Origin of the sequence: Collinsella aerofaciens ATCC 25986, from assembly GCF_964237925.1 — a bacterium.
Lineage (GTDB): Bacteria > Actinomycetota > Coriobacteriia > Coriobacteriales > Coriobacteriaceae > Collinsella > Collinsella aerofaciens_BJ.
This window is the reverse complement of record NZ_CAXSKI010000006.1, coordinates 79,424-104,642: the sequence shown is the minus strand read 5'-3', so window position 1 is coordinate 104,642 and position 25,219 is coordinate 79,424. Positions and strand designations below refer to the sequence as shown.

Below are 25,219 nucleotides of genomic sequence, written 5' to 3'. Positions count from 1 at the left end.
CTTCTTAGATTCTTAGGCGCCGAGCGCGGTCTTAGCGGCCGCGAGGGCATCGGCGATGCCGGCAGCATTCTTGCCACCGGCCTGGGCCATGTTCGGACGACCGCCACCGCGACCGTCGACCAGACCCGCGATCTGCTTGATCACGTTACCGGCGTGGAAACCGGCCTTGACGGCGTCATCGGAGCCGGCAGCGAGCAGGGCCGGAGTGCCCTTCTCAGTCACGCTGGCGACGACACAAGCAACAGGGCCGGCGACCTTCTGATGCACGGTATCCCATACGTTGCGCAGGTCGGTAGCCTCAAGGCCCTGGAGCTCAGCGACAACGAGCTTATAGCCGTCGAGCTCGACGGCGCCCTCGATGGCGCTGGAGATGGCGTCGGAGGAGCCACCGGTCAGAGCCTTCTTGAGCTTATTGGACGTCTCGCGCAGCTCGGCCTGCAGGTTCTCCACGCGAGCGGGAACCTCATCCACGCGGCACTTGAGCGCAGTAGCAGCGGCGTCAACGAGTGCCAGGCGGTCGGCCATATAGTCGAGGGCACCCTTAGAGGTCACGGCCTCGATACGGCGGACATTGGAGCCCGTGGAGGACTCGGAAATGATCTTGAATAGGCCGATCTCGGCGGTGTTGGCAGCGTGTGTGCCACCGCAGAGCTCGCGAGAGAACGGCTGGTCCTCGGCGCCCACGGAGACGACGCGGACGACATCGCCGTACTTCTCTCCAAACAGAGCGACAGCGCCGGCAGCCTTAGCCTCGTCGATGCCCATAACACGGGTCACGACCGGCTTGGAAGCAAAGATCTGCTGGTTGACCAGGTCCTCAACAGCCTTGAGCTGCTCGGAGGACAGGGCCTCAAAGTGCGTGAAGTCAAAGCGCAGGTGCTCGGGCGTCACCAGCGAGCCGGCCTGAGAGACATGCTCGCCCAGGACCTGCTTAAGCGCGGCGTCAAGCAGGTGGGTGGCGGTGTGGTTGCGGCGCAGGAAGCCACGGCGCTCGGCGTCGAGCGCGGCGGTCACGGTAGCACCGACGGTCAGCGTGCCCTCGGCGACGAGCGCGACGTGGGCATACAGGCCGTTGTGGTTCTTGGTATCGGAAACGGTCAGCGAAACGCCCTCGGCGGAAAGCTCGCCGGCGTCACCCTGCTGGCCACCCATCTCGGCATAGAACGGGGTGCGGTTGAGCACGACCTCGACATCCTCGCCCGCGACAGCGGACTCGACGGACTCGCCGTTGCGCACGATGGCGACAACCTTGGCACCCTCGATCACATCGTTGTCATAGCCGTCGAACTCGGTCGCAGCGACCTTGTCCGAAAGCTCGACCCACACGTCGTTGAAGCTACCCCAGGCGTCGCCCTTGACATTGGCGCGAGCACGGGCCTTCTGGTCCTCCATGCAGGCGGTGAAGCCGTCCATGTCGACGTCATGGCCAGCGGTGCCGGCAATCTCGACGGTCAGGTCGATGGGGAAACCAAAGGTGTCGTGCAGCTTAAAGGCGACATCACCCGGGAGCACGGCGCCATCGGCAAGCGCTGCCAGGGCCTCGTCCAGGTAGACGCGACCGTTGTCGAGCGTCGTGGAGAAGCGCTCCTCCTCGGAAGCGACGATACCCTTAACGAGCGCGACGTTCTTGAGCAGCTCGGGATAGGCCTCGCCCATCTGAGCGTTGACCTCGTCGATGAACTTGGTCAGGAAGGCGCCCTCGATGCCCAGCAGGCGGCCGTGGAACACGGCACGGCGGAGCAGGCGACGAAGGACGTACTCGCGACCCTCGTTACCGGGCAGGATGCCGTCAGAGATCATGAAGTCGACGGCACGGGAGTGGTCGGCGATGATGCGCAGGGAGCGGCTGGCACCGGAGTAATCGTCGGCGTCATAGGTCTTGCCGCTGATCTCCTCGCCCAGCTTGATGAGGTGCTGCATCAAATCGCCGTCGTAGTTGGCGGTCTTGTGCTGCATGATGGCGGCCATGCGCTCCAGGCCCATGCCCGTATCGAGGTTGCGGTGCGGCAGCTCCGGCATGGAGCCGTCCTCCTGGCGGTCGTACTGGGTAAACACGAGGTTCCAGAACTCAAGGAAGCGGTCGCAGTCGCAGCCGGGCTTGCAGTCGGGGCTGCCGCAACCGACCTCCTCGCCCATGTCAAAGTAGATCTCGGAGCAGGGACCGCAGGGGCCGGTGGGGCCGGCGGCCCAGAAGTTGTCGTCCTCGCCCAGGCGGGAGATGTGATCCTCGGCAACGCCCAGAGAGCGCCACACGTCATGAGTCTCGTCGTCCTCGGTAAAGACGGTAAAGTACAGGCGGTCGAGCGGCAGCTTGAACTCCTTGGTGATGAGCTCGAAGGCCCAAGCGCAAGCCTGCTGCTTGGAGACGCCGCCAAAGGAGAAGTCACCGAGCATCTCGAAGAACGACAGGTGACGGCCGTCCTCGCCGATGCAGTCGATGTCGTTGGTGCGGACACACTTCTGGCAGGAGATCGCGCCGATCTCCTTCATGGTCTTCTTGCCCTGGTAGTACTCCTTAAACTGGTTCATGCCGGCGTTGGCAAGCAGCAGCGAGGGGTCGTCAGGAACAAGGGACGAAGAAGGATAGAGCTTAAGACCGCGCTCCTCAAAGAAGTTGAGGAATTTGGAGCGGATCTCGGCCGTAGTCATTGACGGGTAGTCAGCACTCATAGAGGGAATCTCCTCGGTTTCACATCGAAACAGTTCAAACGTAACGATATTACCATCCCACCGCCCCAGCGCAAAAAAGAGGGTCGCCAAACAGCGACCCTCCAGCGAAAGTGCACGTTATTTAGTACTGCGCGATCCTTTGAAAAAAGACTGCTGTAGAATTACATATAAGATACACCCGGAAGGAGCGATCGATGAAAAGCAGACGATTTGTCCTGAATGCACTTTTGGTTGTAGCACTTTTAGCGCTCTTGGCCTTCTCATGCTGGTACGCAAACCAACCAGCATTTGGCTACGTATTGTATGCAGTAATGTCCGGCGATAAGGCTTATTACACTCTACGCGCAATTGACGTTCTCTTTTTCTATGTAGCCGGCCCCTTATCAATCGCTTTGCTCGCGTTTCTTGTCATTTACAACTTCAAGAAACGCTAGCGGTGCCTATTTGGAATCCGAATCGTCCATGGAGCCGTCGATGCCGGTTTTGGTATCGTCGTCCGAGTTGGAGTCATCGTCCTTGGCGAAGGGATTCTTGAAAAAGCTCGTCGCATCGGGCTGCAGGCCCGAGAGCTTGATCCAGGGATTCTCGAGCTCGGGCTTGGGCATCGCCTGGGCCTCGGGCGCGGTCTCGTTGCCGATGAGCTCGGACTCGTAAATGAACGTATCGTCTCCAAGCGCGTCGTAGGCGGCGACCGGGTTACCCTCGGCATCGCGATACGGCGTGCCCTTAAACACGGCGCCGTCGTATGCCACGAGCTGGCGACCGGTCTCGTTCTCAAAGTAGTAGACGAAAATGCCCTTGAGGGCCGCGCACAGCGGAATGGCGATGACCATGCCGATGGGACCCATAAGTGCCGAACCAATAACGAGGGCCGTCAGGCTCATGATGGGATGCACCTGCACCGAACTCTGCATGACCTTGGGGGAAATGACGTTATCGGTGACGTTTTGAGCCACCATGGTCACAACGAGCGTCCACAACGCCAGCATGGGGCTGAACATAAAGCCGAGCACCGTGGCGATCGCTGCGCTTACCCAGGGACCGACAACCGGGACCAAGTGCATGATGCCGGTAAAGATGGCCATGAGTGCCGCATAGGGATGGCCAATGAGCGTAAAGCCGATAAAGGCGAGGATGCCACCGCAGATGGACGTCACGACCATGCCGCGCATATAACCGCCGACCGAGCGCGAAAGAATCGCGACCATAAAGCGGTACGAGGTCTCTTTTTCCTGTCCGATGATGGTACAGACCTCGTGGTGCATACGGGGATAATCACAGGCAAGCCAGTAGGCAAGCACCAAACCCAGGAAGATTACGAACAGCTGCGAGGCCGTGTTGGTGATCAGCGGGAACACGCCGCGACCGAGCTCAGCGGCGATTTGCGATACGTACTTGGACGCCACAGTAACCAGCGAGGACAGATTATCGTCCAGGTACTCCTTGAGCGGCGTGTTGTTGAGCGTCTTAGCGTGCGAAATCATCTCGTTGAGATCACCGCCCGCAACGCGAAGCTGCTCAGGCAGACGGCTCAGGACTTCCATAATCTGACCGAGCAAAATAGGCGACAGGATGCAGACGACGCCGACGAGCACTGCCACAACCACGATCAGCGCGATGAGCGAACCGATGCCACGACCGACGCCGTGATGCTCGAGCCAATTGGTGATCGGCGACATCACAAAAGCGATAATGGAACCGACAGCTAGAAACTCGATAACCGGCGCCAGGATACCCATAAGGTTAAAGATGACGGCGGCGATGACAATGCAGCCGACGACGGCCCAAATGCGAAGCGTCAGAATACGGGTATCGCGCAGCGTGCGGTCGGTCTGTTGGGGGTGCTCACTCATGAACGAACCATCACTCCGTCGGGGTCGATCTTGTCCTGAATCTTCTTAAGGGTACGGCGCAGCAGGCGCGAGACTTGCACCTGCGAGATACCCAGCTTTTTGGCGATCTCGATCTGGGTCATGCCCTTCACAAAGCGCAGCTCGATCACCTCGCGTTCGCGCGGCGAGAAATCGCGGATGGCCTCCTCGATTACCAGGCGGTCATCGGTAAAGTCGAGCTCGTTGTCGTCATCGGCATATCGGTCGAGAATCGAAGGGGCATCGTCGGAGTCGGACGCGCCAGGAGCCTCGATGGGCACCGAGGTATAGGCCGAAGACGACTCCATGGCCTCCAGCACTTCGTCGACGGTCACGCCCAGGTACTCAGCGATTTCTTCAACCTTAGGCGAGCGCTGCAACTCATTGGTGAGCTTGTCGGTGGCCTGGTTGACCTTGGCAGAAAGTTCCTGCAGACGGCGCGGCACGCGCACGCTCCAGCCCTTGTCGCGAAAGTGACGCTTGATCTCGCCCAGGATGGTAGGCGTGGCAAACGTCGTGAACTCGAGTCCGCGCTCCGGATCAAAGCGGTCGATCGCTTTAAGCAAACCCAGGTATCCGACCTGCATCAGGTCGTCGAGCGGCTCGCCGCGGTTCTTAAATTTGTTGGCAAGAAACCTTACCAGGTTCATATGGGACATAACGAGCTGCTCACGTGCGTCCGGATCACCGGTCTCTTTGTAGCGACGAAACAACTCGCGGGTTTTCTCCTTGTCCCAAGCGGTCTTACCGCTCCGGGAACGTTCGGTCATATTAGATATCCGCCTTGAGGTCGAGGGAAAGCGTCAGGGGCGCCGCAGTCTTTTCGTAGGAATCGCACACGCTCGCTAAAATGAGCTCGGCATACACGGCAGCCTGGTCATCCTCATCGACAGTCGCCTGATCGCCAAAGGTAAAGGTCATGCCCACGTGAGATTCGTCGACATCGAATTTAATCGAGATATCATCAGAATCAACAGCCGTGCAGCCAAAGATGAAGGCTTCCTCGGCAGCCATACGGATGTCCTCGATGCGATCGACGGACATGGAGCACAGGGCACCAACGTTGGCAGCCGTCATACGAACGAGACGTGCCAGACGCGGATCCCCGGCAACAGTCAGCGTGATGGGGCAAGTTGCTTCGCTACTCATCGCAGGACTCCTCGGAGGTCTCGACGGGCGTGTAGGTGTAATACTGGGCTGCTTTAGCAGCAGTCTTCTGTGCATCATCGTCACCAGCAGTGACATCGTCCCCGGCTTCGCCAATCAGGACACGCTCGGTCGGCTGCTCGGCTTCGGCGGCAGCGGAAAGCTTGCGCTCGGCGTCAGCCGCGGGGGCCTTCACCTTGTTAAAGAGTTTCTGCACGGCACCGGCCGCAGAATCGGTCACGCTCGACACAGCGTTGCTGGCCTCGGCCATGCTACCCGTAACCTCGGAAATGTCGCGAACGACTGCCTCAACTTCGACAAGGTTGGAGGTAAGGGCATCAACTGCCGTCTTGCTCGACTTAAGCAACGGCTCCATCTGGGCAAGTGCCGGCGTAAGCTCGTCGACAGCGCCGTCGAGTTTTGCCACCACGGGCTGAGCCTCGGCGATGGTGTTATTGAGATCGTTTACGGTCTTGTCGAGCGAATCAACGACGGTGCGGGTCTTACGCAGCGTGAGCGCGAGCTCGATAACAGCCCACACACCGGCAACGGCGAGCAGCAGCAGGGCGATTTGAATGGGACTCATACAAGCCTCCCGAAGGAATCGAAATACAGACGCTGTTCATGGTACCCCAAAGAAGGGGAAAGATACCCAAAGGGAATGTGCGTGGTGCCAATGACCTACTTGGGTGCGTTACCGCTACGGTCGCGTTCGCTTTGCTCCACACGCCACTCTTCCCAGCCGCGGCCCGCAGGCTGCCAGAATGCGCCGCGCTCCAGCCCCTCGGGCAAATAGCGCTGATCGACCCAGCCTTCGGGATAATCGTGCGGATACTTATACACGCCGTATTCGTCGCTGCCCGGACGGTGACGATCGCGCAGGTAACTGGGCACCTCGCGAAGTCCACTTGAATGAATATCGGCCAATGCCGCGTCAATCGAGGCCTCGCACGCGTTGGATTTAGGCGCCAAGCACACATAGAGAGCAGCCTGAGCCAGATTAATACGGCACTCGGGATAGCCAATGACCTCGGCAGACTTAAATGCGGCATGCGCCACCAAAAGCGCCTGCGGGTCGGCGTTGCCAACATCCTCAGAAGCCTGAATCATAATACGGCGAGCGATAAACTTGGGATCCTCCCCTGCATCGATCATGCGCGCGAGCCAATAGATCGTGGCATCGGGGTCACTACCGCGCATAGACTTAATAAACGCACTGATGATGTCGTAGTGCATGTCACCGTTTTTGTCGTACGAAAAGCCACGGCGCGGGTTGGCAATCTTCACGTCGTCAACGGTGATGGGATAGCGCTCCCCCGCCGCCGGCGCGGGCGTCCCTTCCGTATCGGGACGCGTGACGGCAATCTCGCTCGCAAGCTCGAGCGTAGTGAGCGCCGAGCGAGCGTCGCCCGCTGCCAGCGTGCAGATGGTCTTAACCGTATCCTCATCGGCCGAGAACTTGCCGTTCAAACCCTGCGGAGCCTCGAGCGCACGCTCAATGAGTGTGGCTATATCCTCGTCTTTAAGATGCTCAAGCTCCACCACGCGACCGCGCGAGAGCAACGCCGAGTTGACCTCGAAGTACGGATTCTCCGTCGTGGCGCCAATCATTATGACGGTACGGTTCTCAACTGCATGCAGCAGGGCATCCTGCTGCGACTTGGAGAAGCGGTGAATCTCATCTATGAAAAGAATGGTGCGGCGGTCGTAGGTATTCAGGCGCGTCTTGGCCTCGTCAATCACGCGACGAAGGTCCTTTACGGTGCCCGTCACGGCGCTGACCTCGACAAACTCGCTCTTAGTATGGTTGGCGATAATGTGGGCCAGCGTCGTCTTGCCCGTACCGGCCGGCCCGTACAGAATCACACTCGACAGCACGTCGTGCTCAATTGCGGCACGCAACCACGAACCCTTACCGACGGCCTTTTGCTGGCCCACATACTCGTCGAGCGAATTGGGCCGCATGCGCACCGCAAGCGGCGCATTCTGAAAGGAACGCTCACGCGTCGAAGCAGAAAAAAGGTCGTCCATAGCCATCCTGTGCGTCAATCAAAAACGTTTTCCACCAACAGTATACCGAATAAATACGAACTACCGTTCGTTAATATAGGTGCGGTGCGGAAACTTCAATCCCGGGAACAACTTGCTCGTCAGCTCGCAGAAATAGCCGTCCGTCATGCTCGCAATGTAATCCACAACCGCCTGGTCCTTATCTTCCTGCCACGCATAGGTGCGATCGTAGTAGGAAAGCTGCTGCTCAATGCGCGAAATATGGTGCTTAAAGATGTAGGAGGACTCGTCGCCTTCGTTTATATCCTGCAGGCAACGGTCGTAGAGCTTTTCGAAGGCCTCGCGCAGCTCCTTTTCGGAGTCGCCCTCGATACCGCCCTTACTATAGATCTTCTCGTAGTTCTCGCGCTTGGCCCGACGGATTTCCTCAAACAGGTCCTCGCTCATCTCGATGTGCGGCTTGCCATAGCTGTGTTCAACGATATCGATGGAGGCATGCGTGAGGATCCAGCTGTTGTATGCTCCGCCCCGACCGTCATCAAAAGCTTCGGGTGACAGCAGTCCCGCCGCAATGGCGTCTTGGCGATCGCGTCCAACGTAGGCAAGGATATCCGAGATGCGGACCACGCAGCCTTCGAGCGTCATGGGACGCAGGTGCTCAATTGCGCTATAACCCGTGGCAATGCAGTCCTCAACCGTCTGATCAAACTGTTCAAAGGAGCTCATGTCCGAGAGCTCAAAGACGCGCTGTTCGTACTCGCCGTTATGGCACAGCACGCCGTCGAGCGTCTGGAGCGACACGTTGCGGCCGTACAGCGCGTCGAGCACGCGGACCGACTGCACGTTATGGAAAAAATAACGACCCGTGCGCTCGTGATAGATATCGTTGAGGAATCGCTCACCGGCATGGCCAAAGGGCGTGTGGCCCAAGTCGTGGCCTAAGCCAATCGCCTCGATCAGATCGCAGTTGAGCCCCAGGGCACGTCCGATATCGCGCGCGATGCGCGAAACAAGCTGCACGTGCAGGCCGCGACGCGACAGGTCGTCGTTGCTGCGAAAACTAAAGACCTGCGTTTTGCCTGCATAACGGGTGTATGCGGGCAGATGCAAAATCTTTTCGGTATCGCGCATAAATGCCGGACGCATGAGCGTGCCCACATCTGCGGCTCGATCAACACGGCGGATAACCTGACCATCGTTGCATCGATAAGGGTTAATGACACCCGAGGCACGGTCGGCAGCGATACGCTCGACCAGCTCGGGCGACAACGCCGAGGGAATGCGATCCATACGCGCCTTGATGGCGGCTGTCTGTTGATTGATTGCCATGGCATGCTCCTTAAAAAGGGCGCGCAAACGGTTACAGCGTACTACCCACAACCTCGATTATGGCAAATATCGGCACCAAAAACGGCAGCAATGGCAGGGAGCGCGATTTTGCGATGAGACAGGCGGCGGCAAGGGCCAGGAGCGCAGCCGCAAACGCGACGATACCACCCAAGGGATCGAAGGTACAAAGGGCAAAGAGCGCCTTGGCGTCCCCCATACCAATGCCGGGAGCGTGGCGAACACGACGCCAAAGCGACTCAGTAAGCATAAGGGCAAGGTAGGCGATGGCAGCAAGACCGGCATGGTCAAGCGCCGTGTTAACGCCCTTGTCGAGCCAAACGCCTGCAAACGCCGCCACCGCACACGCGCCGGCAAGCTGATTGGGAAACCGTCGCTCACGGGCATCAATCGCCGCGCCGGCAAAGATGCAAATCCAAAACGGAATATAGACCATCTAACACCTCCTTGGGCAGCAGCTCAAACGCAAAAACCACCACAAAGGTGCCTGTCCCCTTTGTGGTGGTTTTGATCGTGGTTATTTGGCGCCTTGCATGACCTCATCGAGGGTAACGTTGACGGCGTGCTGCGTCGGGACCCAGTCGACCTTTAGGAACAGAGCAGCCACCGTGATGGGGATATAGCTGAACATAAAGATCGGGAAGGTAAACAGGTTGGTCACCAAACGCCACTTTTGCGCACAGTGAATATGCTTGTACTCGAAGATGGTCGTGAGTAGCGCCAGGATAAAGAAGGTCTGGTACATCATCGCGAAGGTCATGATGAGCGAGGCGGCGCACGCCTGCATCTCGACCTCGGTGGCCAAAAAGCCGTGCGAAAGACCGCCCACGACGAGGAAGGTCACGTTGGCGAGCATAGAGATCAGGGACAGCAGCATGCCCGGAGCGATGGTCATAAACATGTCGTAGGCGGCAAAGCGATGATAGCGGAAGGTCGACTTGACCAAGTGCTTACCATAGGTAAAGAATACCTGGTAAAAGCCCTTAGTCCAACGCATGCGCTGTTTCCAGGACGCCTTAAACGTCACGGGCTGCTCGTCAAAGAACTCCGCCGGTGCATAACCGATGCGAATGCCATGGATGGCGCAGAACGTGGTGAACTGAATGTCCTCAGTCAGCGTGTGGAACTGCCAGCCGTGCATGCCTTCGATCACGCTGGCAGAAATGAGATAGCCCGAACCCGAGACGGCGCAAGACGTCTTGCAGATATTACGCGCGTTGTTGAGAAAGCGTGCCTCACGCAGATACCAGGTGGCATTAGCTGCCGAGACCCACGAGCTGCCGAAGTTCTTGGAGTTGCGATAGCTCGTGACCACATGGAAACCCTGGTCAAAGGCATCGTTCATCTTAGACACGTAATCGCGGGAGATAACGTTGTCGGCATCGAAGATGAAGTAGCCCTCAAACGTGTCGGGATACTCGTTAAGGATACGGTCGAAACCAAAGTCCATGACCCAGCTCTTGCCCTTACGGGCCAGATCATTGCGCTCGTAAACAATGGCACCGGCCTCGCGCGCAAGCTGCGCCGTGTTGTCGGTGCAGGCGTCGGCGACGACGAAGACCTCGATAAGCTCGGACGGATAGTCCTGATCCTTGATGGAGCGTACGAGGTTGGCGATCACGGCTTCCTCGTTATGCGCCGCGATAAAGAACGCATAGCGGTGGAGTTTTTTGGCCTTGGGAGGCGCGACCTCGCCACGAAGAGCACCGATGACAAAGAAGACCACCTGGTACAGAAAGCAGACCGTGAGCAGCGTGACGACAATCTGGTTGAAGATCACGATGGGTGTGTTGGTTTGTAAAAAGGCGAGCATGCAGGCTCCCGAGAACGCATTACGTAAACAAACGTATATCTTACCGCAGGCTTACCGAGTTCAAGAAACCACCTAATACTGGCTAGGCTTCGAGCAGACCGAGCTGCGGGACAATTTCGTCACCGGCAGCGGTGCGGCCAAGCGAGCGCGGGGCAAGGTCATCCAGAACCGCGGCAAGGTCCCACGGCAGCTCATCGCGGCACTCGATGCGCTCGCCCGTCACGGGATGGTCGAACGCCACGCGCCAGGAATGAAGGAACTGCCTGGTCAGACCCTGATCGGCACGCGCCTCGCACTTACCGTAGAGCGGGTCGCCCACGCAGGCATGGTTGATATGGCGCATATGCACACGAATCTGATGCGTGCGACCGGTAAACAGATGGCACTCGACGAGCGTATAGCCGTCGTCAAAGCGCGTGGAATCAAAGCGCTCGAGCACCTTGAAAGTCGTGATGGCCTGGCGCGCAAAGGGGTCATCGGAAACCGCCATCTTCACGCGGTCGCGCGTCGATCGGGCAATACCAGTGTTGATAGTGCCCTCGTCCATGGCGATGTGACCGTGAACGAGCGTGATATAGCGACGGTCGAGCGTGCGCGTGCGGATGAGATTTTGAAGCGCGCGCTGGGTGTCGTCGTCTTTTGCCGCGAGCATAAGGCCCGAGGTATCGCGATCCAGGCGATGCACGATGCCGGGGCGGTCCTCACCCTGCACGGTACCCAGATGGTCGATGCCGCAGTGGTAGACCAGGGCGTTCGCAAGGGTGCCGCTCTCGTGGCCATGGGCGGGATGGCACACCAGGCCGCGCTGCTTTGAGAGCACGATAAGGTAGTCGTCCTCGTAACGGATATCGAGGGGAATGGCTTCGGGAATCACATCGGTGGGGTCGTGCGGCTCGGGCAGGTCAACCGAGATACGGTCGCCGGCACGAACGGCATACTTTTTTGATAGGCAGGTCTCGCCGTTGACGGCAACGGCGCCTCCCTCGATCAGATGCGCGCAGGCAGAGCGTGTGGGACAGCCATCGTTGGCGCCCAGATAGGCGTCAAGACGCTGACCAGCGGAATCGTCGGCAACAAGAATATGGATGTCGGCCATTAGCGCTCATTCCTTTCGCGAATCTTGCGGGCACGCTCCCCACGCTGCTTGGCTTTGCGTTTGGCGCGAGCCTCATCACGAGCGTTGAGTTCGGCGGTCGCATCGACCTCGCGAGCGGCGGGGCTCAAGAACATGTAACCGATGAGCGCCAGCACGACGCCGACCGTAATGCCGATATCGGCCACATTAAAAACGGGGAAGTCGATGAAGGTGGTGGCAATAAAATCGGTCACGAAGCCCATGGTCAGGCGATCGATAGCGTTGCCGACGGCGCCGCCCGCAACCATGGCCATGCCCACAACCTCAAGATGGGCGAGCTGGGGTGCACGAACGAGGTACACGGCAATAGCGATAATGACTGCCAACGCCAGCACGGCAAACGCGATGCCATGCCCCTCGCCCATGCTAAAGGCGGCTCCGATATTGCGAACAAACAGAAAATCGATCACGCCGGGGATAACGGTCACATGCAGAGCATCGCCCACGGCACGAACCGCAAGCTTGGTCAGCTGGTCAACAAGCAACACAACGAGCGCTACCCCACCAGCAACACCTAACCGCCAACGCAAAGGCGGCATCATATCCGCACCACGACCCAAAGAAATCCCCTACCCTCAAGAACAATCGAATTCCGTTTAACGCAGTAGATAATCATACATTGACGCAAGCAAGAAGCGACAAATCTCCCAAGAACGGAAACACCGCAGGTAGAGCATAAATGAGCGAGCAGGTCGCATTTGAGACAAGGTGACGTGAAATGAAAGGGCGCTGACCTTTCGGTCGCGCCCTTGAAATTGAACGTCAGATTGTCCAAATGCGGCCCGCGCAGCGTCGGTAGGTTACGGCGTTCTACGAACGCCGTAACCTACAGCGCATCAGCGCAGCGCTTACAGATATGCGCGTGGCCGTTGTACTCGCCGACAGTGGTGCGATAGTTCCAGCAACGGTCGCAGCACTCGCCCTCGGCAGCCTCAATAGCAACAGAAAGCTCCTCGCCATGGGTCAGCTCAACATCGGAGACGATGTAGAACTCGGCGAGGTCGACGGCTTTGTCGCCGGTCAACAGCGCATACATCTCGGCGGGAACGACCGCCTTGACGCGAACCTGCTGGCTCTTGGTGAAGGTGCCGGCAGAACGGGCATCCTCAAGGGCCTTGGTCACGGCGCTACGGAGCTCGAGCGAAGCCTCGAGCACGCCCTCAAACTCATTGGCCTCGTCGACCGTGATAGGCGACTTGTACCAATCGAGCAGCGCGGCGTACTTCTGGTGATCGACGCAGCCGGCGGGCGCATAGGCCATGGCCTCGTCGACGGTGTAGGACAAGATCGGCTGCAGATCGCGCATGAGCATCGAGAAGAGCTCGGCGAGCACGGTCTGAGCGCTGCGGCGCTCGAGCGAGCCGGGCTTCTCGCAGTACAGACGATCCTTCAGGGCGTCGAGGTACACGTTGGAAAGCTCGGTAACCACAAAGTCGTAAAGCGCACGGTAGGCGCGCGGGAACTCGTAGCAGGAGTAAGCGTCGTCGACCTCGGCCTGGACCTGGGTCAGGCGGGCAACCATGAGCTTGTCGAGCGGCAGCAGGTCGACAAAGGCGACGCCGTCGGTCTCGGGCTCAAACTGACCCTCGAGCTCGGAGAGCAGGAAGCGCAGCGTGTTGCGGAAACGACGGTAGGCATCGGACGTACGGGCAAGGATCTCGTGGTCGATGGAGACGTCGGAGCTGGTGTCGACCGAGGCGACCCACAGACGGATGATGTCGGCGCCCATCTCGTCGCAGACCTTATTGGGGTCGATGACGTTGCCGAGCGACTTGGACATCTTGCGACCCTGGCCGTCGAGCGTGAAGCCCTGCGAGACGACCGCCTTGTACGGAGCGTGGCCGTTGGCACCCACCGAGGTGAGCAGCGAGCTCTGGAACCAACCACGATGCTGGTCGGAGCCCTCGAGATACACGTCCGCCGGGTACTCAAGCTCGGGGCGATACTCGCAGACGGCCTTCCAGGAGACGCCGGAGTCCCACCACACGTCGAGGATGTCCTTATCGGCCTTGAGGTGATGGCCACCGCACTTGGGGCAGACGCAGGCCTCACCCAGGTAGCTCTCGGGAGCGTCGGTAAACCAGGCGTCGGAGCCCTTCTCGTGGAAGAGCTTGATGACGGCGTCGAGCGTGGCGTCGTTCATGACCTTCTCGCCGCAGTCGGCGCAGGAGTAGCTGGGGATAGGCACACCCCAGTTGCGCTGGCGGCTGATGCACCAGTCGGGACGCTGCTCGACCATGGCGCCAATGCGGTTGGCGGCATGGGTCGGATACCACTTGACGTTCTCGCGGACCTCCTTGCCAGCCTGCTCACGCAAGCCGGTCTTGTCCATCGAGACAAACCACTGGTCGGTAGCACGGAAGAGCACCGGGTGCTTGCAGCGCCAGCAGTGCGGATAGCTGTGCGTGATCTTCTTCTCGAGAACAAGGGTGCCGCGCTCGCGCAGGAACTCGATGATGTGCGGGTTGGCCTCATCGGTATCCATACCGCTGAAGGGGCCACCGGTACCAAACTCCTCGCCGGTGTAGAACTTACCGTCGTCATCGACCGGCATGCAGATGTCGGTGATGCCCTCCTTGAGGCAGGCAAAGTAGTCGTCGACGCCGTGGCCGGGCGAGTTGTGGACGATACCGGTACCGTCATCGACACCGACGTAATCGGCCAGCAGCGCCACGCCCTCAACACCATCAAAGATCGGCTGCCTGTAGTGGATGTGGTGGAAGGTCTCGGCAGGAACCACGTAGGGCTTGCCGTCGACCATAACCGGGGTGTACTCCCAGCCAAACTCCTCGCAGCACTTGGGAGCCAGGTCCTCGAGCATGACCTCGGCACGACCCTCGTGCTCAACGGCGACATAGGCGGCGCCGGGCTTAAGGGAAACGGCCTGGTCGGAGGGGATGGTCCACGGCGTGGTCGTCCAGATGATAAAGTCGACCGGGCCGTCGAAGTTCTCGAGGCCGGCGGGCTTGGAAGTCATCTCGAAGCGCACGAAAATGGAGGGGCTCGTCTCGTCAGAGTACTCAATCTCGGCCTCGGCGAGTGCGGTGTGGCAGTGCTTACACCAGTGGACGGGCTTGTGGCCGCGATAGATCATGCCCTTGTCGAACATAGCCTTGAAGACCTCGATGTCGGCGGCGTCATGCTGGTGATAGAGGGTCAGATACGGGTTGTCCCAATCGCCGAGCACGCCCAGGCGACGGAAGCCGGCCTTCTGCAGCTCGATATTCTCGACAGCGAACTTATTGCAAAGCTCGCGGATCTTAGCCGTGGAGGTCTGGTTGAAGTTCTCGGTGCCGAGCTTCTCCTCGACCTTGTGCTCAATCGGCTGACCGTGGCAGTCCCAACCGGGGACATAGGGAACCTCATAGCCCTGCATCATCCAGTAGCGGTTGATCATGTCCTTGGAGATCTTGTTCATGGCATGGCCGATGTGGATCGGGCCGTTGGCGTACGGAGGGCCGTCGTGCAGCACGAACTTCTTATGCCCCTCGTTCTTCTTTAGAACTTGCTCGTAGACCTTGTTGTCCTGCCAGTCCTTGAGTCGCTTGGGCTCGGACTTGGAAAGACCGGCACGCATGGGAAATCCGGTTTTGGGCAGATTCATCGTCTGCTTGTACTCGTTTGCCACGGTACCCCTTTCATGTCGTGGGCGCGCACGCCCTCTGGGCACCAAAAAAGCGCCCGTCCCTACAAGCTGGGACGAAGCGCCATAAAACAGGCAGTCTGCCCGTAAAAGCTCTTCGCTTAACCACCCAGCTTAGATGCCCTCGCCCGCGTATTCGCGCGCTCGCATCCGTTACTCGGCTGGCCTGTATCGACGGCCATCTCGGCGATGTCTACTAAGACGAACCTGCGCGGCACGTCCGTTGGGATCGCAGCTCCGGGGTGATTTTCATCGGTCGCATGCACGGGTTCTCAGCGCTCCCCGCTCTCTGTGGCATGCGGACGGCCGACTACTCGTCCCCATCAACGCTTATGCGGAGTATGCTAGCACGTTCCGCGCCGACGAAAAACCCTCAACACTGGTTTTATACGTTCGAAATTTCTCGCGGCTGTGGACCTTCTCTTGGAGCAAAATACCTGAAAGCACTTTATCGAACGAAAGAAGGTTGCTATGCGCACGATTGGAATGAGCGACTACACCGTTGGCGAGGATTGCTTTGACGAGCTGCCCGCCGCACTGGCGGAGTACGGCGCGACAAAGGTCGCGATCATCGGTGGCAAGCGGGCACTGGCCGCAGCGCTTCCCGGTATCGAAGCTGCGCTGGCAGGTACCGACGTCGAGATTCTGGAGACGCGCGTTTACGGTACCAACAGTACGCGTGCCAATATCGCCAAGGTCGTGAACTCCCCTGCCTGCCAGGAAGCCGACGTGCTCATTGCCTGTGGCGGCGGCAAGGCGCTCGATACCGTGAAGACGGCGGCCATCGAGCTCAAGAAGATCGTCTTTACGGTGCCGACGATCTGCTCCAACTGCTCCGCCGCTACCGCCATTGCCGTTGTCTACAATGACGACGGCTCGCTCGAGGGCTATTCGTACCCCAACCGCCCCGCGCACATCTTCATCAATCCCAAGATCATCGCCGAGGCGCCAGCGGAGTACTTCTGGGCCGGCGTGGGCGATGCCCTGTCCAAACAGCCCGAGGTCGAGTACGCCACGAGCGCCGGCAACTTGGAGCACACCGCCGGTCTTGGCCTGGCACTCGCCCACACCTGCTCCGAACCGCTGTTTACCTACGGCGTGCAGGGTCTTGAGGATGTGCGTCAGAATCTGTCGAGCGAGGCCGTCAAGCAGATCGCGCTCGACATCGTGGTCAACACGGGCTACGTCTCCAACCTGACCAACCAGAACGATTACTACTACAACTCGAGCGTGGCGCACGCGTTCTACAACGCAACCTGCAGCATTCCGCGTGAGGGCACTTACCTGCACGGCGAGGTCGTGAGCCTGGGCGTACTCGTGCTGTTTGCCTATACGGGCGACACCGAGAACCTTGAGCGCTATGCTGCCTTTAACAAGCAGATGGGGCTGCCCGTGACACTTGAGCAGGTCGGGCTTTCCGAGTCCGATATCCCGGCCCTGTGCGAGTACGCGCACGCCACCAACGAGTGGAAGCAAGGCAACCCGGAGCCCTTCACCGACGAGAAGTTCGCCGCCGCCATCAAGGCCGCCAACGCCTACGGCCACACCCTCTAGGTCTAGCCCAAAACCACCACAAAGGGGACAGGCACCTTTGTGGTGGTTTTTTATTGCTCCAGTATGCTGGGGTCGAACTCACTCGCCGGAATGACGCGGTAGCCGTGACGCAGCAACAGATCAACGAAAACGCCGTTGCCCGCGGTGAGCGTACCGCTAAAGGTGCCGTCGTAGATGTGACCCGCACCGCACGAGGGGCTGCGGTCCTGAAGGATGCACGCGACTATCTCTTCCGGTCCGCCCGCCTGCTCGCACATATCGAGCGCACGTTGGGCACCCAGGCGAAATTCGCGATCAACCGAGATGCCCTCGCAGGTACGAACCTCGCCGTTCACAATCTCGGACGGCTTGCGCGGCGTGGGAAGACCCCCAAAGACCTCAGGACACACCAAGAGGACCTCGGTCCCCGTGCGCTCGCAGGCCTCGACCAACTCTCGATGATAGTTGTCGAGCCCGTTATACTTGCAGCTCTCGCCCATCAAGCAGGCACTTACCACGATCTTCATATACAACTCTCCCTACGCAAAACGCCCCATTTGAGATGGACACTCAAATGGGGCGATTGAGACTGCGCAACCAGTATTACTGCTGCTTCGGCATCAGCGGATTCTCGCGCGTGAGGAGATTCATAAACTCCTCGCCCGTGATCGTCTCCTTCTTGTACAGATAACGAGCCAGCTCGTGGAGCTTGAACTTGTTCTCCTTCAGGATCTGCAGAGCGCGGTCGTGCGCGTCCTCGATCAGCTTGGCGACAATTGCGTCCACGCGCTCGGCCGTACCGGGGGCGCAGGTGAGCGACGTGTCCTGGTTGAGATACGCATTCTGCACGGTACCGAGCGCCATCATGCCAAACTCATCGGACATACCAAAGCGCGTCACCATGTTGCGGGCGAGCTTGGTAGCCTGCTCGATATCGTTGGCGGCGCCGGTCGTCATCTCACCAAAGATGAGCTCCTCGGCGGCACGTCCGCCGCAGTAGACGGCGAGCTTGTCCAGGACCTCCTGGCGTGTGGTCAGGAAGCGCTCATCCTCCTCAACCTGCATGGTATAGCCCAGAGCGCCGCTCGTGCGCGGCACGATGGTAATCTTGGTGACCGGCGCAGACCCCTTCTGGCGGGCGGCGACGATAGCATGGCCGATCTCGTGGTAGGAAACGACCTGCTTCTCGTGGTCGGACAGCACCGTGGACTTACGCTGCTGTCCGGCGATAACGACCTCCACCGACTCCTCAAAATCGTCCTGCGTGGCACGCTTGCGCCCCTCGCGGACGGCACGTAGGGCGCCCTCGTTGATGATGTTGGCCAGGTCGGCGCCCGAGGCGCCGGGCGTGGCGCGGGCAATCGCGGACAGGTCGATCGGTGGCTGCGTCTTCACGCTCTTCGCATGCAGCTCGAGGATGTTCTTACGGCCGGTCAGGTCGGGCAGCTCGACGGGGATGCGGCGGTCAAAACGACCGGGGCGCAGCAAGGCCGGGTCAAGGCTGTCGGGGCGGTTGGTAGCGGCGAGGACGACGATGCCCTTGTGGTTATCAAAGCCGTCCATCTCGGTCAGCAACTGGTTGAGCGTTTGCTCGCGCTCGTCGTTGCCGCTAAAGCCGCCGCCATCGCGCTTCTTGCCGATCGTGTCGATCTCGTCGATAAACACGATGCACGGGGCCTTTTCCTTGGCCTGCTTAAACAGATCGCGAACCTTAGCGGCGCCGCGGCCGACAAACATCTCGACGAACTCAGAGCCCGAAATGCTAAAGAACGGAACGCCCGCCTCGCCGGCAACAGCCTTGGCAAGCAAGGTTTTACCGGTACCCGGAGGGCCGACAAGGAGGGCACCGCGCGGCAGCTTGGCGCCGATCTCCTCGTAGCGCTGCGGCTTCTCCAGAAAGTCGACGACCTCCTTAAGGGATTCCTTGGCCTCTTCCTGGCCTGCAACATCCTTAAAGGTCACGCCCACATCTTTGGAGGCGATAACGCGAGCGCCGGACTTACCCAGTCCGCCGCCGCCAAAGCCACCACCGCCAAAGTTCATCGACGGACCGTCATCGCCCATGGCCTTCTTCATACGGCGGTTGAGCCACCAGCCGATGAGGAAGAAAATCGCCATGGGAAGAATGAGGGTGAGCAGGTAGTAGGTCATCAGACCCGAGTTCTTATCGGGAACGACCGACTCAAGCGAGGCGCCAGATTCAAGCACGCGATCGGTAAAGCCCGCATCATTCGGCACACCGGTCGTCTTGTAGGCGATGTTCTCGTCCTCGCCCTTCTTGGTGTAATAAATCGTGTAATCGTCCGTGTTGTACTCAACCTTGTCAACGCTCTTCTTATCGAGCGCTTTGACAAACGTCGAGTAATCGGTCTTCGTAATCTGCTGCGTGTGACCGATGTTGGGGAACAGAACGGTCGAGAGCACGAGGTAGACGACGAAGGCGATGAGCACGTAGAGGATCATATTCCGTCTACGTTTGTTGTCATCCATCTCCATCTGCTTGAACTCCATCTACTGGGGTTGATAATGCTAACTAGAATACCCAACCCGGACGGCGATAAACCGACGCCGGGCACGAAAGGACAGAGATGGCATCACTTGAAGTCGGCAAGGTTCAGATCTATACGGGCGACGGCAAGGGCAAAACCACGGCTGCGCTGGGATTGGCGATGCGCGCCAAAGGTTATGGGCTCGACGTACTCATGCTGCAGTTTGCCAAGAAGCTGCACTGCGCCGAGCACGACGCCGCGCCGCGCCTGGGACTGCGCATTGTACAGGCCGATCGCGACACACCCGAGGCCTGCGCCGAGCAGATCATGGAGCTCGCACGCGAGCAGATATCACAGGTCGACGTTCTGATTTTGGACGAACTCGGCGAAGCGATGCGCCGCGGATTCGTGACGCGCGAGGATGTGGAGGGGCTGATCGCGCTGAAGCCTGCCACCACGGAGCTCGTGCTCACCGGCCGCGGGCTGCTGCCTCTCGCGGACCTCGCCGACCTAGTCACCGAAATGCGCCCCGTCAAACACTACTTCGACGAAGGCCTCCTAGCCCGCCAAGGCATCGAATACTAATTGATCCGAAGGGGACGGAGGAAAACGGATCATCGACATCACGACGGAAAGCAATGATCCGTTTTCCTCCGTCTCATACGGATCATTTGGCGGTGGCGCGGCCGAGCCAGTTGCCGCTGTGGTGGTAGATGGTAAACATCGTGGCCGTGATGAGCCAGGTTACGGGGTAAACCAATAGCAGGTGCTCAAGCGACGGATCAAACGGCATGATCGCAAACACCCAGATCACCCTGAGCACGACGGTGCCAAAAATCGTGAGCAGCATGGGCTGCAAGCTCACACCGGCACCGCGAATGGAGCCCGACGCGTTTTCGATAATCGAGTAGATCGCGTAGAACGGCGCGATAAAATGAAGGATCGTCGTGGTATACGCCGAAATCGAAGCATCGTCGACAAACAGACGCGACAACGGACCCGAGAACACCAGCAGCACGGCAGACAGGCCACCAATGAGCATAAACGACAGCACGAGCGAAGTATGGTAGCCCTTGCGCATGCGCTCGTAGTTGCGCGCTCCAAAGTTCTGTGCCGAGAACGTGGTGATCGAAACGCCAAGCGCCTCGGTAACCATCCAGACAATGCCATCTAAGCGGCCCGAAAGACCCCACGCCGTGGTGACATCGGCGCCAAACGAGTTGACCGACACCTGAATCAAAACGTTGGAAATCGAATACGCAGCAGACTGAAAACCAAGCGGCAGACCACACGAGATCATGCTCTTACAAATGCCAGGATCAATGCCGAGTTTGGACAGCGAAAGCCGCCACGCACCCGGTGCGTGCATCATGCGAATCACGATCATCGTGGCGTTGGAGCAAATGGTCAGCGCCACCGCGATGCCGCAGCCCAGAGCCTCCATATGAAGCACGGCAACGAAGATGACATCCAGCACCGCATTAACGAGGCAGCCGGAAGCGATGATCACAGCAGGTCCGCGCGTGTCGCCCACGGCGCGCAGCAGTGCTGTTCCCATATTGAGCAGCAGCGCCGCAACCATAGCGGCAAAATAGCAACGAGCATAGGCCACGCCCTCGGCCAATAATTCATGCGGTGTGTTCATAAGCACCAGCATGGGCTCAACGAACACTATGCCAAGAATCGAGAAAACGATACCGCCCACCAGCGCGAGGGTCATGGCCGTATGGACCGAACGACTCAGTCGCTCATCATCGTGCTGGCCAAAATACTGACCGGTAATGACCGCGCAGCCGGCGCCGACGCCAACGCAAAAGCCAATGCAGAGCTCGGTGAGCACCATCGTGGCCTGAATGCCACCCAGTGCAAGCTTGCCGCCAAACTGGCCGACGATATAGGTACCGATAAGCGTGTAGGCCTGTTGAAAAAACGAACTAAAAAAGATGGGAACGCACAGCGAAAGCAGCTGCTGCCAAATAACACCCTGCGTTACATCGATAGCCGTAGATTTCTTAGCCACACGCCCTCCCCACCAGCATACGTCAAACAACAAAACGGCAATTTAAGGCCAAAACCAATAGCAGCTTAGCACCGACCGGCGTCGACCGAAACACCCCGAGTCAGAGCCCGGTGCGAACTATCTGCCTAGTGATACAAACCCGGCTGGTAGTGATACTCATTGCTCACATGCGGGCACAGCTGCCAAAAGGCGACGGCACTCGCCGCGGCCACGTTGAGCGAATCGACCCCGTGCGCCATCGGAATGCGCACGGCCCGGTCGCAGCCCGCGATGGTCTTGGCGCCCAGGCCGGCACCCTCGGTGCCCATAAAGATTGCCAGGCGGTCAATCTCCTGGAGCGCGGGATCATCCAACGACACTGAATCGTCCGTCAACGCCATGGCGGCACACGAAAAACCGGCATCGTGCAGCGCCGCCAGGCCGTCATGCGGCCACACGCGCGCCTCACTGCCAATACGCGTCCACGGCACTTGAAACACGGTCCCCATGCTCACGCGGGCCGAGCGACGGTACAGCGGGTCACAGCACGTAGGGCTCACCAGAATGCCGTCGACATTGAGCGCGGCGGCCGAGCGGAAAATCGCGCCGACGTTGGTGTGGTCGACAATGCCCTCGAGCACGCACACACGCACCGGACGCTCCCCCGCCGCCTCGACGACGCCGCCCAAGAACTCATCGACTGGAATCTGCCGCGGGCGACGAAACGCCGCGAGCGCACCGCGCGTCACGTTAAAGCCCGTCAATTTCTCCATGAGCTCCATGGAGGCAACGAACACAGGAACAGGGCCGGCGTCCTCGCGCACAACCAGGCGCTCAAACAGCGGCATCATCTGGTCGAGCCAGCGTTCGCCCAAAAGAAAGCTCACCGGCTCATATCCGGCACGCACCGCGCGCTCGATAACCTTGGCACTCTCTGCGATAAAGATGCCCTTTTGCGGCTCAAGCACGCAGCGTAGCTCGCGTTCGGTCAGTCGCACGTAGGCGTCGAGCCGCTCATCCGTAAGCGAGTCAATTCGCAGCACCTCAACGGCATCAGTCATAACAGCAAGCCCGTACCCTTCTTACAGCAACATCTATATCAAACGAGGCGACGCCAGGCGCCGCCCCTTCCTCATTCCAACCCGATAATACCGTGGGCAAATAGGAGATTTACGCCTCAACGCGACGATACGTCACGAACTCATAATCGACACCCTCATCGCCCTCGCCCGAGGCAATCGTGGCAACTCCTTCGCGCCGCGCAACTTCCCAAGTAGAATCGGCATCCAAATTGGGAAAATGCGTATCCACGGGATGGACACAGTGGTTGTGCGTGACCTCGGCCTCGGCGCAATACGGCAAAAACTGCCGATAGACCTCGCCGCCGCCGATCACCCACGCAACGGGTTCATCGGCTACCGTGGCGAGCGCTTCGTCAACGCTATGTACCACGTCAACGCCCTCGACCGCAAAATCCTCGTCGCGGGTAAGCACGATATTGCGGCGGTTCTTGAGCGGGCGCCCGCCGGGAAAACTCAGTAGCGTCTTGCGCCCCATGATGACCGGGCAACCCTTGGTGCAGGCCACAAAATGGCGCATGTCGGCGCGATTGGACACCACCATGTCGCCCTCGCACCCAATGCCCCAATCGTCACACACGGCGACAATGGCAGAAAGCTTACACGTCATGAGCGCCACCTACACCGCAATGGGAATGTTCTTGACCTGCGGGCCGTGCTCATAGCCCTCGACGATCAGGTCGTCGGTCGTAAACGCATAGAAATCGTGCACATCGGGGTTAAGTGTTACCTTAGGCGCCGCAAACTGCGGACGCTCGATAAGTTCACGGACGATATCGACATGACGGTCGTAAATGTGGGCATCGGCAATCACATGCAGCAGCTCGCCGGGAATCATATCGACCGACTGCGCGACCATCATCAGCAAGATGGCGTACTGGCACACATTCCAGTTGTTGGCGGCCAAAATATCTTGGCTGCGCTGGTTGAGAATCATGTTGAGTGTGGGCTTATCGTCCTGCGGGCGCTGGGTCACGTTATAGGTCACGCTGTAGGCGCACGGATACAGGTGCATCTCGGACAGGTCGCTAAACACGTAGGTGTTGGTCATAATGCGACGGCTGTACGGCGTGTTCTTAAGGTCGTACAGCACGCGGTCCATCTGGTCAAAGTCACCCTCGGCATAATGGCTTTTCTGCCCAATCTGGTACCCGTAGGCCTTGCCGATGGAGCCAGTCTCGTCGGCCCACTCGTCCCAAATATGGCTGTTAAGGTCATGGACGTTATTTGACTTCTTTTGATAGATCCACAAGATCTCGTCCATGGCAGACTTAAGCGCCGTGCGACGCAGTGTGAGCGCGGGGAACTCCTCACGCAGGTCGTAGCGAGCCGTAACGCCAAAGTTTTTAATGGTATAGGCAGGGGTGCCGTCCTCCCACACCGGTCGGACCTTTTGGCCCTCGGTGGTGGTGCCATGGTCCAAGATATCGCGGCACATGGTTACAAACTGTTGATCAGCCTTGCTCATTGACCCTCCTGTCAGTCGCCTATAAGCGAAATTCATTGTAGCCCAGGCGCACGCGGCCCCACAGCCCAAAAATAAGCCCTCATTTTCTGACATATGCCAAAAATGCCTTGCACGGTTCAGCTCGCGCGCTATCTTATTGTTGACATATGTCAGATTTGGAGGGTGTATGGCAGGAAGACGCGAGAAACTACGCCGCGTAGGGATCATCCCCGAATATCGCGGTTTTACCCCCGACGGCCTTGCCAGCGGAGATGCCATCGACATGACGGTCGACGAGCTCGAGGTCCTGCGCCTATGCGACCTGGAAGGCCTCAATCAGGAGGAAGTCGCCCAGTGCATGGGCATTGCCCGCGCCACGGTGGCGGCAATCTGCAGCCGCGCGCATCGCAAGGTGGCCGAAGCGCTGGTCAACGGACGAGCGCTCGTCATCGCGGGCGGCAATATCGCGTACTCCCCCATCGCCACGACGACGGCCGCATGGCCAGCAAAGGAGGTCGGCACCATGAGGGTGGCAACGACGTACGACAACGGCAACATCTTTATGCACTTTGGCCGCAGCGAGCAGTTCAAGATCTACGACATCCAGGATGGCAAGGTGCTCAACGAGCAGGTCGTAGGCACCGGTGGCACCGGCCACGGCGCCTTGGCGGGCCTGCTTGCCAACGGTGGCGTTGACACGCTCATTTGCGGCGGTATCGGCGGCGGCGCTATCAACGCGCTTGCCCAAGCCGGCATCACGGTCTATGCGGGCGCCCAGGGCAGCTGCGATGCCTGCGTCGAGGCCCTCATTGCCGGCACGCTCGCACAGAACGACGAGGCCACCTGCGACTGCCATGGCCATGACCACGAGCACGCCCATGAGCACGGCGAATCCTGTGGTTGCCACGGCCATCACGAGCACGAGGGCCACGAGGGCTGCGGCTGCCACTAACGGCAAGCATCTCAACGTCAACACGCTTCCGCGCGTGCGACAACCTGCGAACGAACGGCGAAGGCCGCCTGGAATACGATCCAGG

21 protein-coding genes are annotated in these 25,219 nt (G+C 59.3%); 3 read left to right on the top strand and 18 right to left on the bottom strand.

All coding sequences use genetic code 11. From position 1 onward, the window contains the following. Positions 1-12: 12 nt before the first annotated feature. From alaS to ileS, 12 genes are all read right to left on the bottom strand, one after another. Positions 13-2,670 carry an alanine--tRNA ligase gene (gene alaS / locus ACESWY_RS04375; protein ID WP_373093148.1) on the bottom strand — a complete coding sequence of 886 codons (2,658 nt, stop codon included), beginning with the start codon at positions 2,668-2,670 and terminating at the stop codon, positions 13-15. 440 nt (positions 2,671-3,110) lie between these two features. Further along, on the bottom strand, positions 3,111-4,523 hold the full coding sequence (locus ACESWY_RS04370; RefSeq protein ID WP_373093149.1) for an AI-2E family transporter: 1,413 nt from the start codon (positions 4,521-4,523) through the stop codon (positions 3,111-3,113). Next, a complete protein-coding gene (locus ACESWY_RS04365; RefSeq protein WP_118237452.1) occupies positions 4,520-5,311 on the bottom strand; it encodes an RNA polymerase sigma factor SigF in 792 nt (263 codons plus the stop codon). Before ACESWY_RS04365 ends, ACESWY_RS04370 begins: the two co-directional genes overlap by 4 nt. A 1-nt stretch (position 5,312) precedes the next feature. Then, complete coding sequence (locus ACESWY_RS04360; protein ID WP_022094590.1) at positions 5,313-5,690, bottom strand: hypothetical protein; 378 nt, start codon at positions 5,688-5,690, stop codon at positions 5,313-5,315. After that, positions 5,683-6,273, bottom strand: coding sequence for a hypothetical protein (locus ACESWY_RS04355; RefSeq protein ID WP_373093150.1), 591 nt, complete (start codon positions 6,271-6,273; stop codon positions 5,683-5,685). Before ACESWY_RS04355 ends, ACESWY_RS04360 begins: the two co-directional genes overlap by 8 nt. A 95-nt stretch (positions 6,274-6,368) precedes the next feature. Further along, the gene (locus ACESWY_RS04350; protein WP_118237456.1) at positions 6,369-7,718 is read right to left on the bottom strand and encodes a replication-associated recombination protein A; all 1,350 of its coding nucleotides are present in this window, start codon (positions 7,716-7,718) and stop codon (positions 6,369-6,371) included. Between the two features lie 60 nt (positions 7,719-7,778). Further along, the gene (locus tag ACESWY_RS04345) at positions 7,779-9,026 is read right to left on the bottom strand and encodes a deoxyguanosinetriphosphate triphosphohydrolase family protein (RefSeq protein WP_373093151.1); all 1,248 of its coding nucleotides are present in this window, start codon (positions 9,024-9,026) and stop codon (positions 7,779-7,781) included. A gap of 31 nt (positions 9,027-9,057) precedes the next feature. Next, entirely contained in the window at positions 9,058-9,480 is a 423-nt protein-coding gene (locus tag ACESWY_RS04340) for a prepilin peptidase (protein WP_118237460.1), read from the bottom strand. An 81-nt stretch (positions 9,481-9,561) separates the two neighbouring features. Further along, positions 9,562-10,857 (bottom strand): glycosyltransferase family 2 protein, encoded by a 1,296-nt coding sequence (locus tag ACESWY_RS04335; protein WP_373093152.1) that lies wholly within the window; start codon positions 10,855-10,857, stop codon positions 9,562-9,564. An 82-nt stretch (positions 10,858-10,939) separates the two neighbouring features. After that, positions 10,940-11,953, bottom strand: a complete 1,014-nt coding sequence (locus ACESWY_RS04330) for an RluA family pseudouridine synthase (RefSeq protein WP_373093153.1) — start codon at positions 11,951-11,953, stop codon at positions 10,940-10,942. Then, positions 11,953-12,480 carry a signal peptidase II gene (lspA, locus tag ACESWY_RS04325; protein WP_373093154.1) on the bottom strand — a complete coding sequence of 176 codons (528 nt, stop codon included), beginning with the start codon at positions 12,478-12,480 and terminating at the stop codon, positions 11,953-11,955. Before lspA ends, ACESWY_RS04330 begins: the two co-directional genes overlap by 1 nt. Before the next feature lie 338 nt (positions 12,481-12,818). Beyond that, on the bottom strand, positions 12,819-15,596 hold the full coding sequence (gene ileS / locus ACESWY_RS04320; RefSeq protein ID WP_373093193.1) for an isoleucine--tRNA ligase: 2,778 nt from the start codon (positions 15,594-15,596) through the stop codon (positions 12,819-12,821). Positions 15,597-16,106: 510 nt separating this feature from the next. On the opposite strand from ileS, the gene ACESWY_RS04315 reads away from it, so the two are divergent. Further along, positions 16,107-17,189, top strand: coding sequence for an iron-containing alcohol dehydrogenase family protein (locus ACESWY_RS04315; RefSeq protein WP_373093155.1), 1,083 nt, complete (start codon positions 16,107-16,109; stop codon positions 17,187-17,189). Between the two features lie 50 nt (positions 17,190-17,239). On the opposite strand, the gene ACESWY_RS04310 is transcribed toward ACESWY_RS04315, so the two are convergent. Together ACESWY_RS04310 and ftsH are read right to left on the bottom strand one after the other, a co-directional pair. Continuing rightward, entirely contained in the window at positions 17,240-17,695 is a 456-nt protein-coding gene (locus ACESWY_RS04310; protein ID WP_373093156.1) for a 2-thiouracil desulfurase family protein, read from the bottom strand. Between the two features lie 76 nt (positions 17,696-17,771). Continuing rightward, positions 17,772-19,664 carry an ATP-dependent zinc metalloprotease FtsH gene (ftsH, locus tag ACESWY_RS04305; RefSeq protein ID WP_368138542.1) on the bottom strand — a complete coding sequence of 631 codons (1,893 nt, stop codon included), beginning with the start codon at positions 19,662-19,664 and terminating at the stop codon, positions 17,772-17,774. Between the two features lie 92 nt (positions 19,665-19,756). On the opposite strand from ftsH, the gene ACESWY_RS04300 reads away from it, so the two are divergent. Beyond that, the gene (locus ACESWY_RS04300; RefSeq protein WP_161115831.1) at positions 19,757-20,242 is read left to right on the top strand and encodes a cob(I)yrinic acid a,c-diamide adenosyltransferase; all 486 of its coding nucleotides are present in this window, start codon (positions 19,757-19,759) and stop codon (positions 20,240-20,242) included. A gap of 82 nt (positions 20,243-20,324) precedes the next feature. Here the strand turns inward: ACESWY_RS04300 and ACESWY_RS04295 are convergent, their stop codons facing one another. The 4 genes from ACESWY_RS04295 to thyA form a co-directional block, all read right to left on the bottom strand. Next, positions 20,325-21,677 (bottom strand): MATE family efflux transporter, encoded by a 1,353-nt coding sequence (locus tag ACESWY_RS04295; RefSeq protein WP_373093157.1) that lies wholly within the window; start codon positions 21,675-21,677, stop codon positions 20,325-20,327. A gap of 125 nt (positions 21,678-21,802) precedes the next feature. After that, the gene (locus ACESWY_RS04290) at positions 21,803-22,717 is read right to left on the bottom strand and encodes a TrmH family RNA methyltransferase (protein ID WP_373093158.1); all 915 of its coding nucleotides are present in this window, start codon (positions 22,715-22,717) and stop codon (positions 21,803-21,805) included. Positions 22,718-22,826: 109 nt separating this feature from the next. Continuing rightward, a complete protein-coding gene (locus ACESWY_RS04285) occupies positions 22,827-23,345 on the bottom strand; it encodes a dihydrofolate reductase (RefSeq protein ID WP_373093159.1) in 519 nt (172 codons plus the stop codon). 9 nt (positions 23,346-23,354) lie between these two features. Beyond that, positions 23,355-24,203 carry a thymidylate synthase gene (gene thyA / locus ACESWY_RS04280; protein WP_117629294.1) on the bottom strand — a complete coding sequence of 283 codons (849 nt, stop codon included), beginning with the start codon at positions 24,201-24,203 and terminating at the stop codon, positions 23,355-23,357. A 166-nt stretch (positions 24,204-24,369) separates the two neighbouring features. Between thyA and ACESWY_RS04275 the strand changes: the two genes are divergently transcribed. Beyond that, complete coding sequence (locus ACESWY_RS04275) at positions 24,370-25,134, top strand: NifB/NifX family molybdenum-iron cluster-binding protein (RefSeq protein WP_373093160.1); 765 nt, start codon at positions 24,370-24,372, stop codon at positions 25,132-25,134. Positions 25,135-25,219: the final 85 nt, after the last annotated feature.

Coding starts and splice junctions, on each gene's coding strand:
- alaS (WP_373093148.1), bottom strand. CDS start 2,670: ATGAGTGCTGACTACCCGTCAATGACTACGGCCGAGATCCGCTCCAAA.
- ACESWY_RS04370 (WP_373093149.1), bottom strand. CDS start 4,523: ATGAGTGAGCACCCCCAACAGACCGACCGCACGCTGCGCGATACCCGT.
- ACESWY_RS04365 (WP_118237452.1), bottom strand. CDS start 5,311: ATGACCGAACGTTCCCGGAGCGGTAAGACCGCTTGGGACAAGGAGAAA.
- ACESWY_RS04360 (WP_022094590.1), bottom strand. CDS start 5,690: ATGAGTAGCGAAGCAACTTGCCCCATCACGCTGACTGTTGCCGGGGAT.
- ACESWY_RS04355 (WP_373093150.1), bottom strand. CDS start 6,273: ATGAGTCCCATTCAAATCGCCCTGCTGCTGCTCGCCGTTGCCGGTGTG.
- ACESWY_RS04350 (WP_118237456.1), bottom strand. CDS start 7,718: ATGGACGACCTTTTTTCTGCTTCGACGCGTGAGCGTTCCTTTCAGAAT.
- ACESWY_RS04345 (WP_373093151.1), bottom strand. CDS start 9,026: ATGGCAATCAATCAACAGACAGCCGCCATCAAGGCGCGTATGGATCGC.
- ACESWY_RS04340 (WP_118237460.1), bottom strand. CDS start 9,480: ATGGTCTATATTCCGTTTTGGATTTGCATCTTTGCCGGCGCGGCGATT.
- ACESWY_RS04335 (WP_373093152.1), bottom strand. CDS start 10,857: ATGCTCGCCTTTTTACAAACCAACACACCCATCGTGATCTTCAACCAG.
- ACESWY_RS04330 (WP_373093153.1), bottom strand. CDS start 11,953: ATGGCCGACATCCATATTCTTGTTGCCGACGATTCCGCTGGTCAGCGT.
- ileS (WP_373093193.1), bottom strand. CDS start 15,596: ATGAATCTGCCCAAAACCGGATTTCCCATGCGTGCCGGTCTTTCCAAG.
- ACESWY_RS04315 (WP_373093155.1), top strand. CDS start 16,107: ATGCGCACGATTGGAATGAGCGACTACACCGTTGGCGAGGATTGCTTT.
- ACESWY_RS04310 (WP_373093156.1), bottom strand. CDS start 17,695: ATGAAGATCGTGGTAAGTGCCTGCTTGATGGGCGAGAGCTGCAAGTAT.
- ftsH (WP_368138542.1), bottom strand. CDS start 19,664: ATGGAGATGGATGACAACAAACGTAGACGGAATATGATCCTCTACGTG.
- ACESWY_RS04300 (WP_161115831.1), top strand. CDS start 19,757: ATGGCATCACTTGAAGTCGGCAAGGTTCAGATCTATACGGGCGACGGC.
- ACESWY_RS04290 (WP_373093158.1), bottom strand. CDS start 22,717: ATGACTGATGCCGTTGAGGTGCTGCGAATTGACTCGCTTACGGATGAG.
- ACESWY_RS04285 (WP_373093159.1), bottom strand. CDS start 23,345: ATGACGTGTAAGCTTTCTGCCATTGTCGCCGTGTGTGACGATTGGGGC.
- thyA (WP_117629294.1), bottom strand. CDS start 24,203: ATGAGCAAGGCTGATCAACAGTTTGTAACCATGTGCCGCGATATCTTG.
- ACESWY_RS04275 (WP_373093160.1), top strand. CDS start 24,370: ATGGCAGGAAGACGCGAGAAACTACGCCGCGTAGGGATCATCCCCGAA.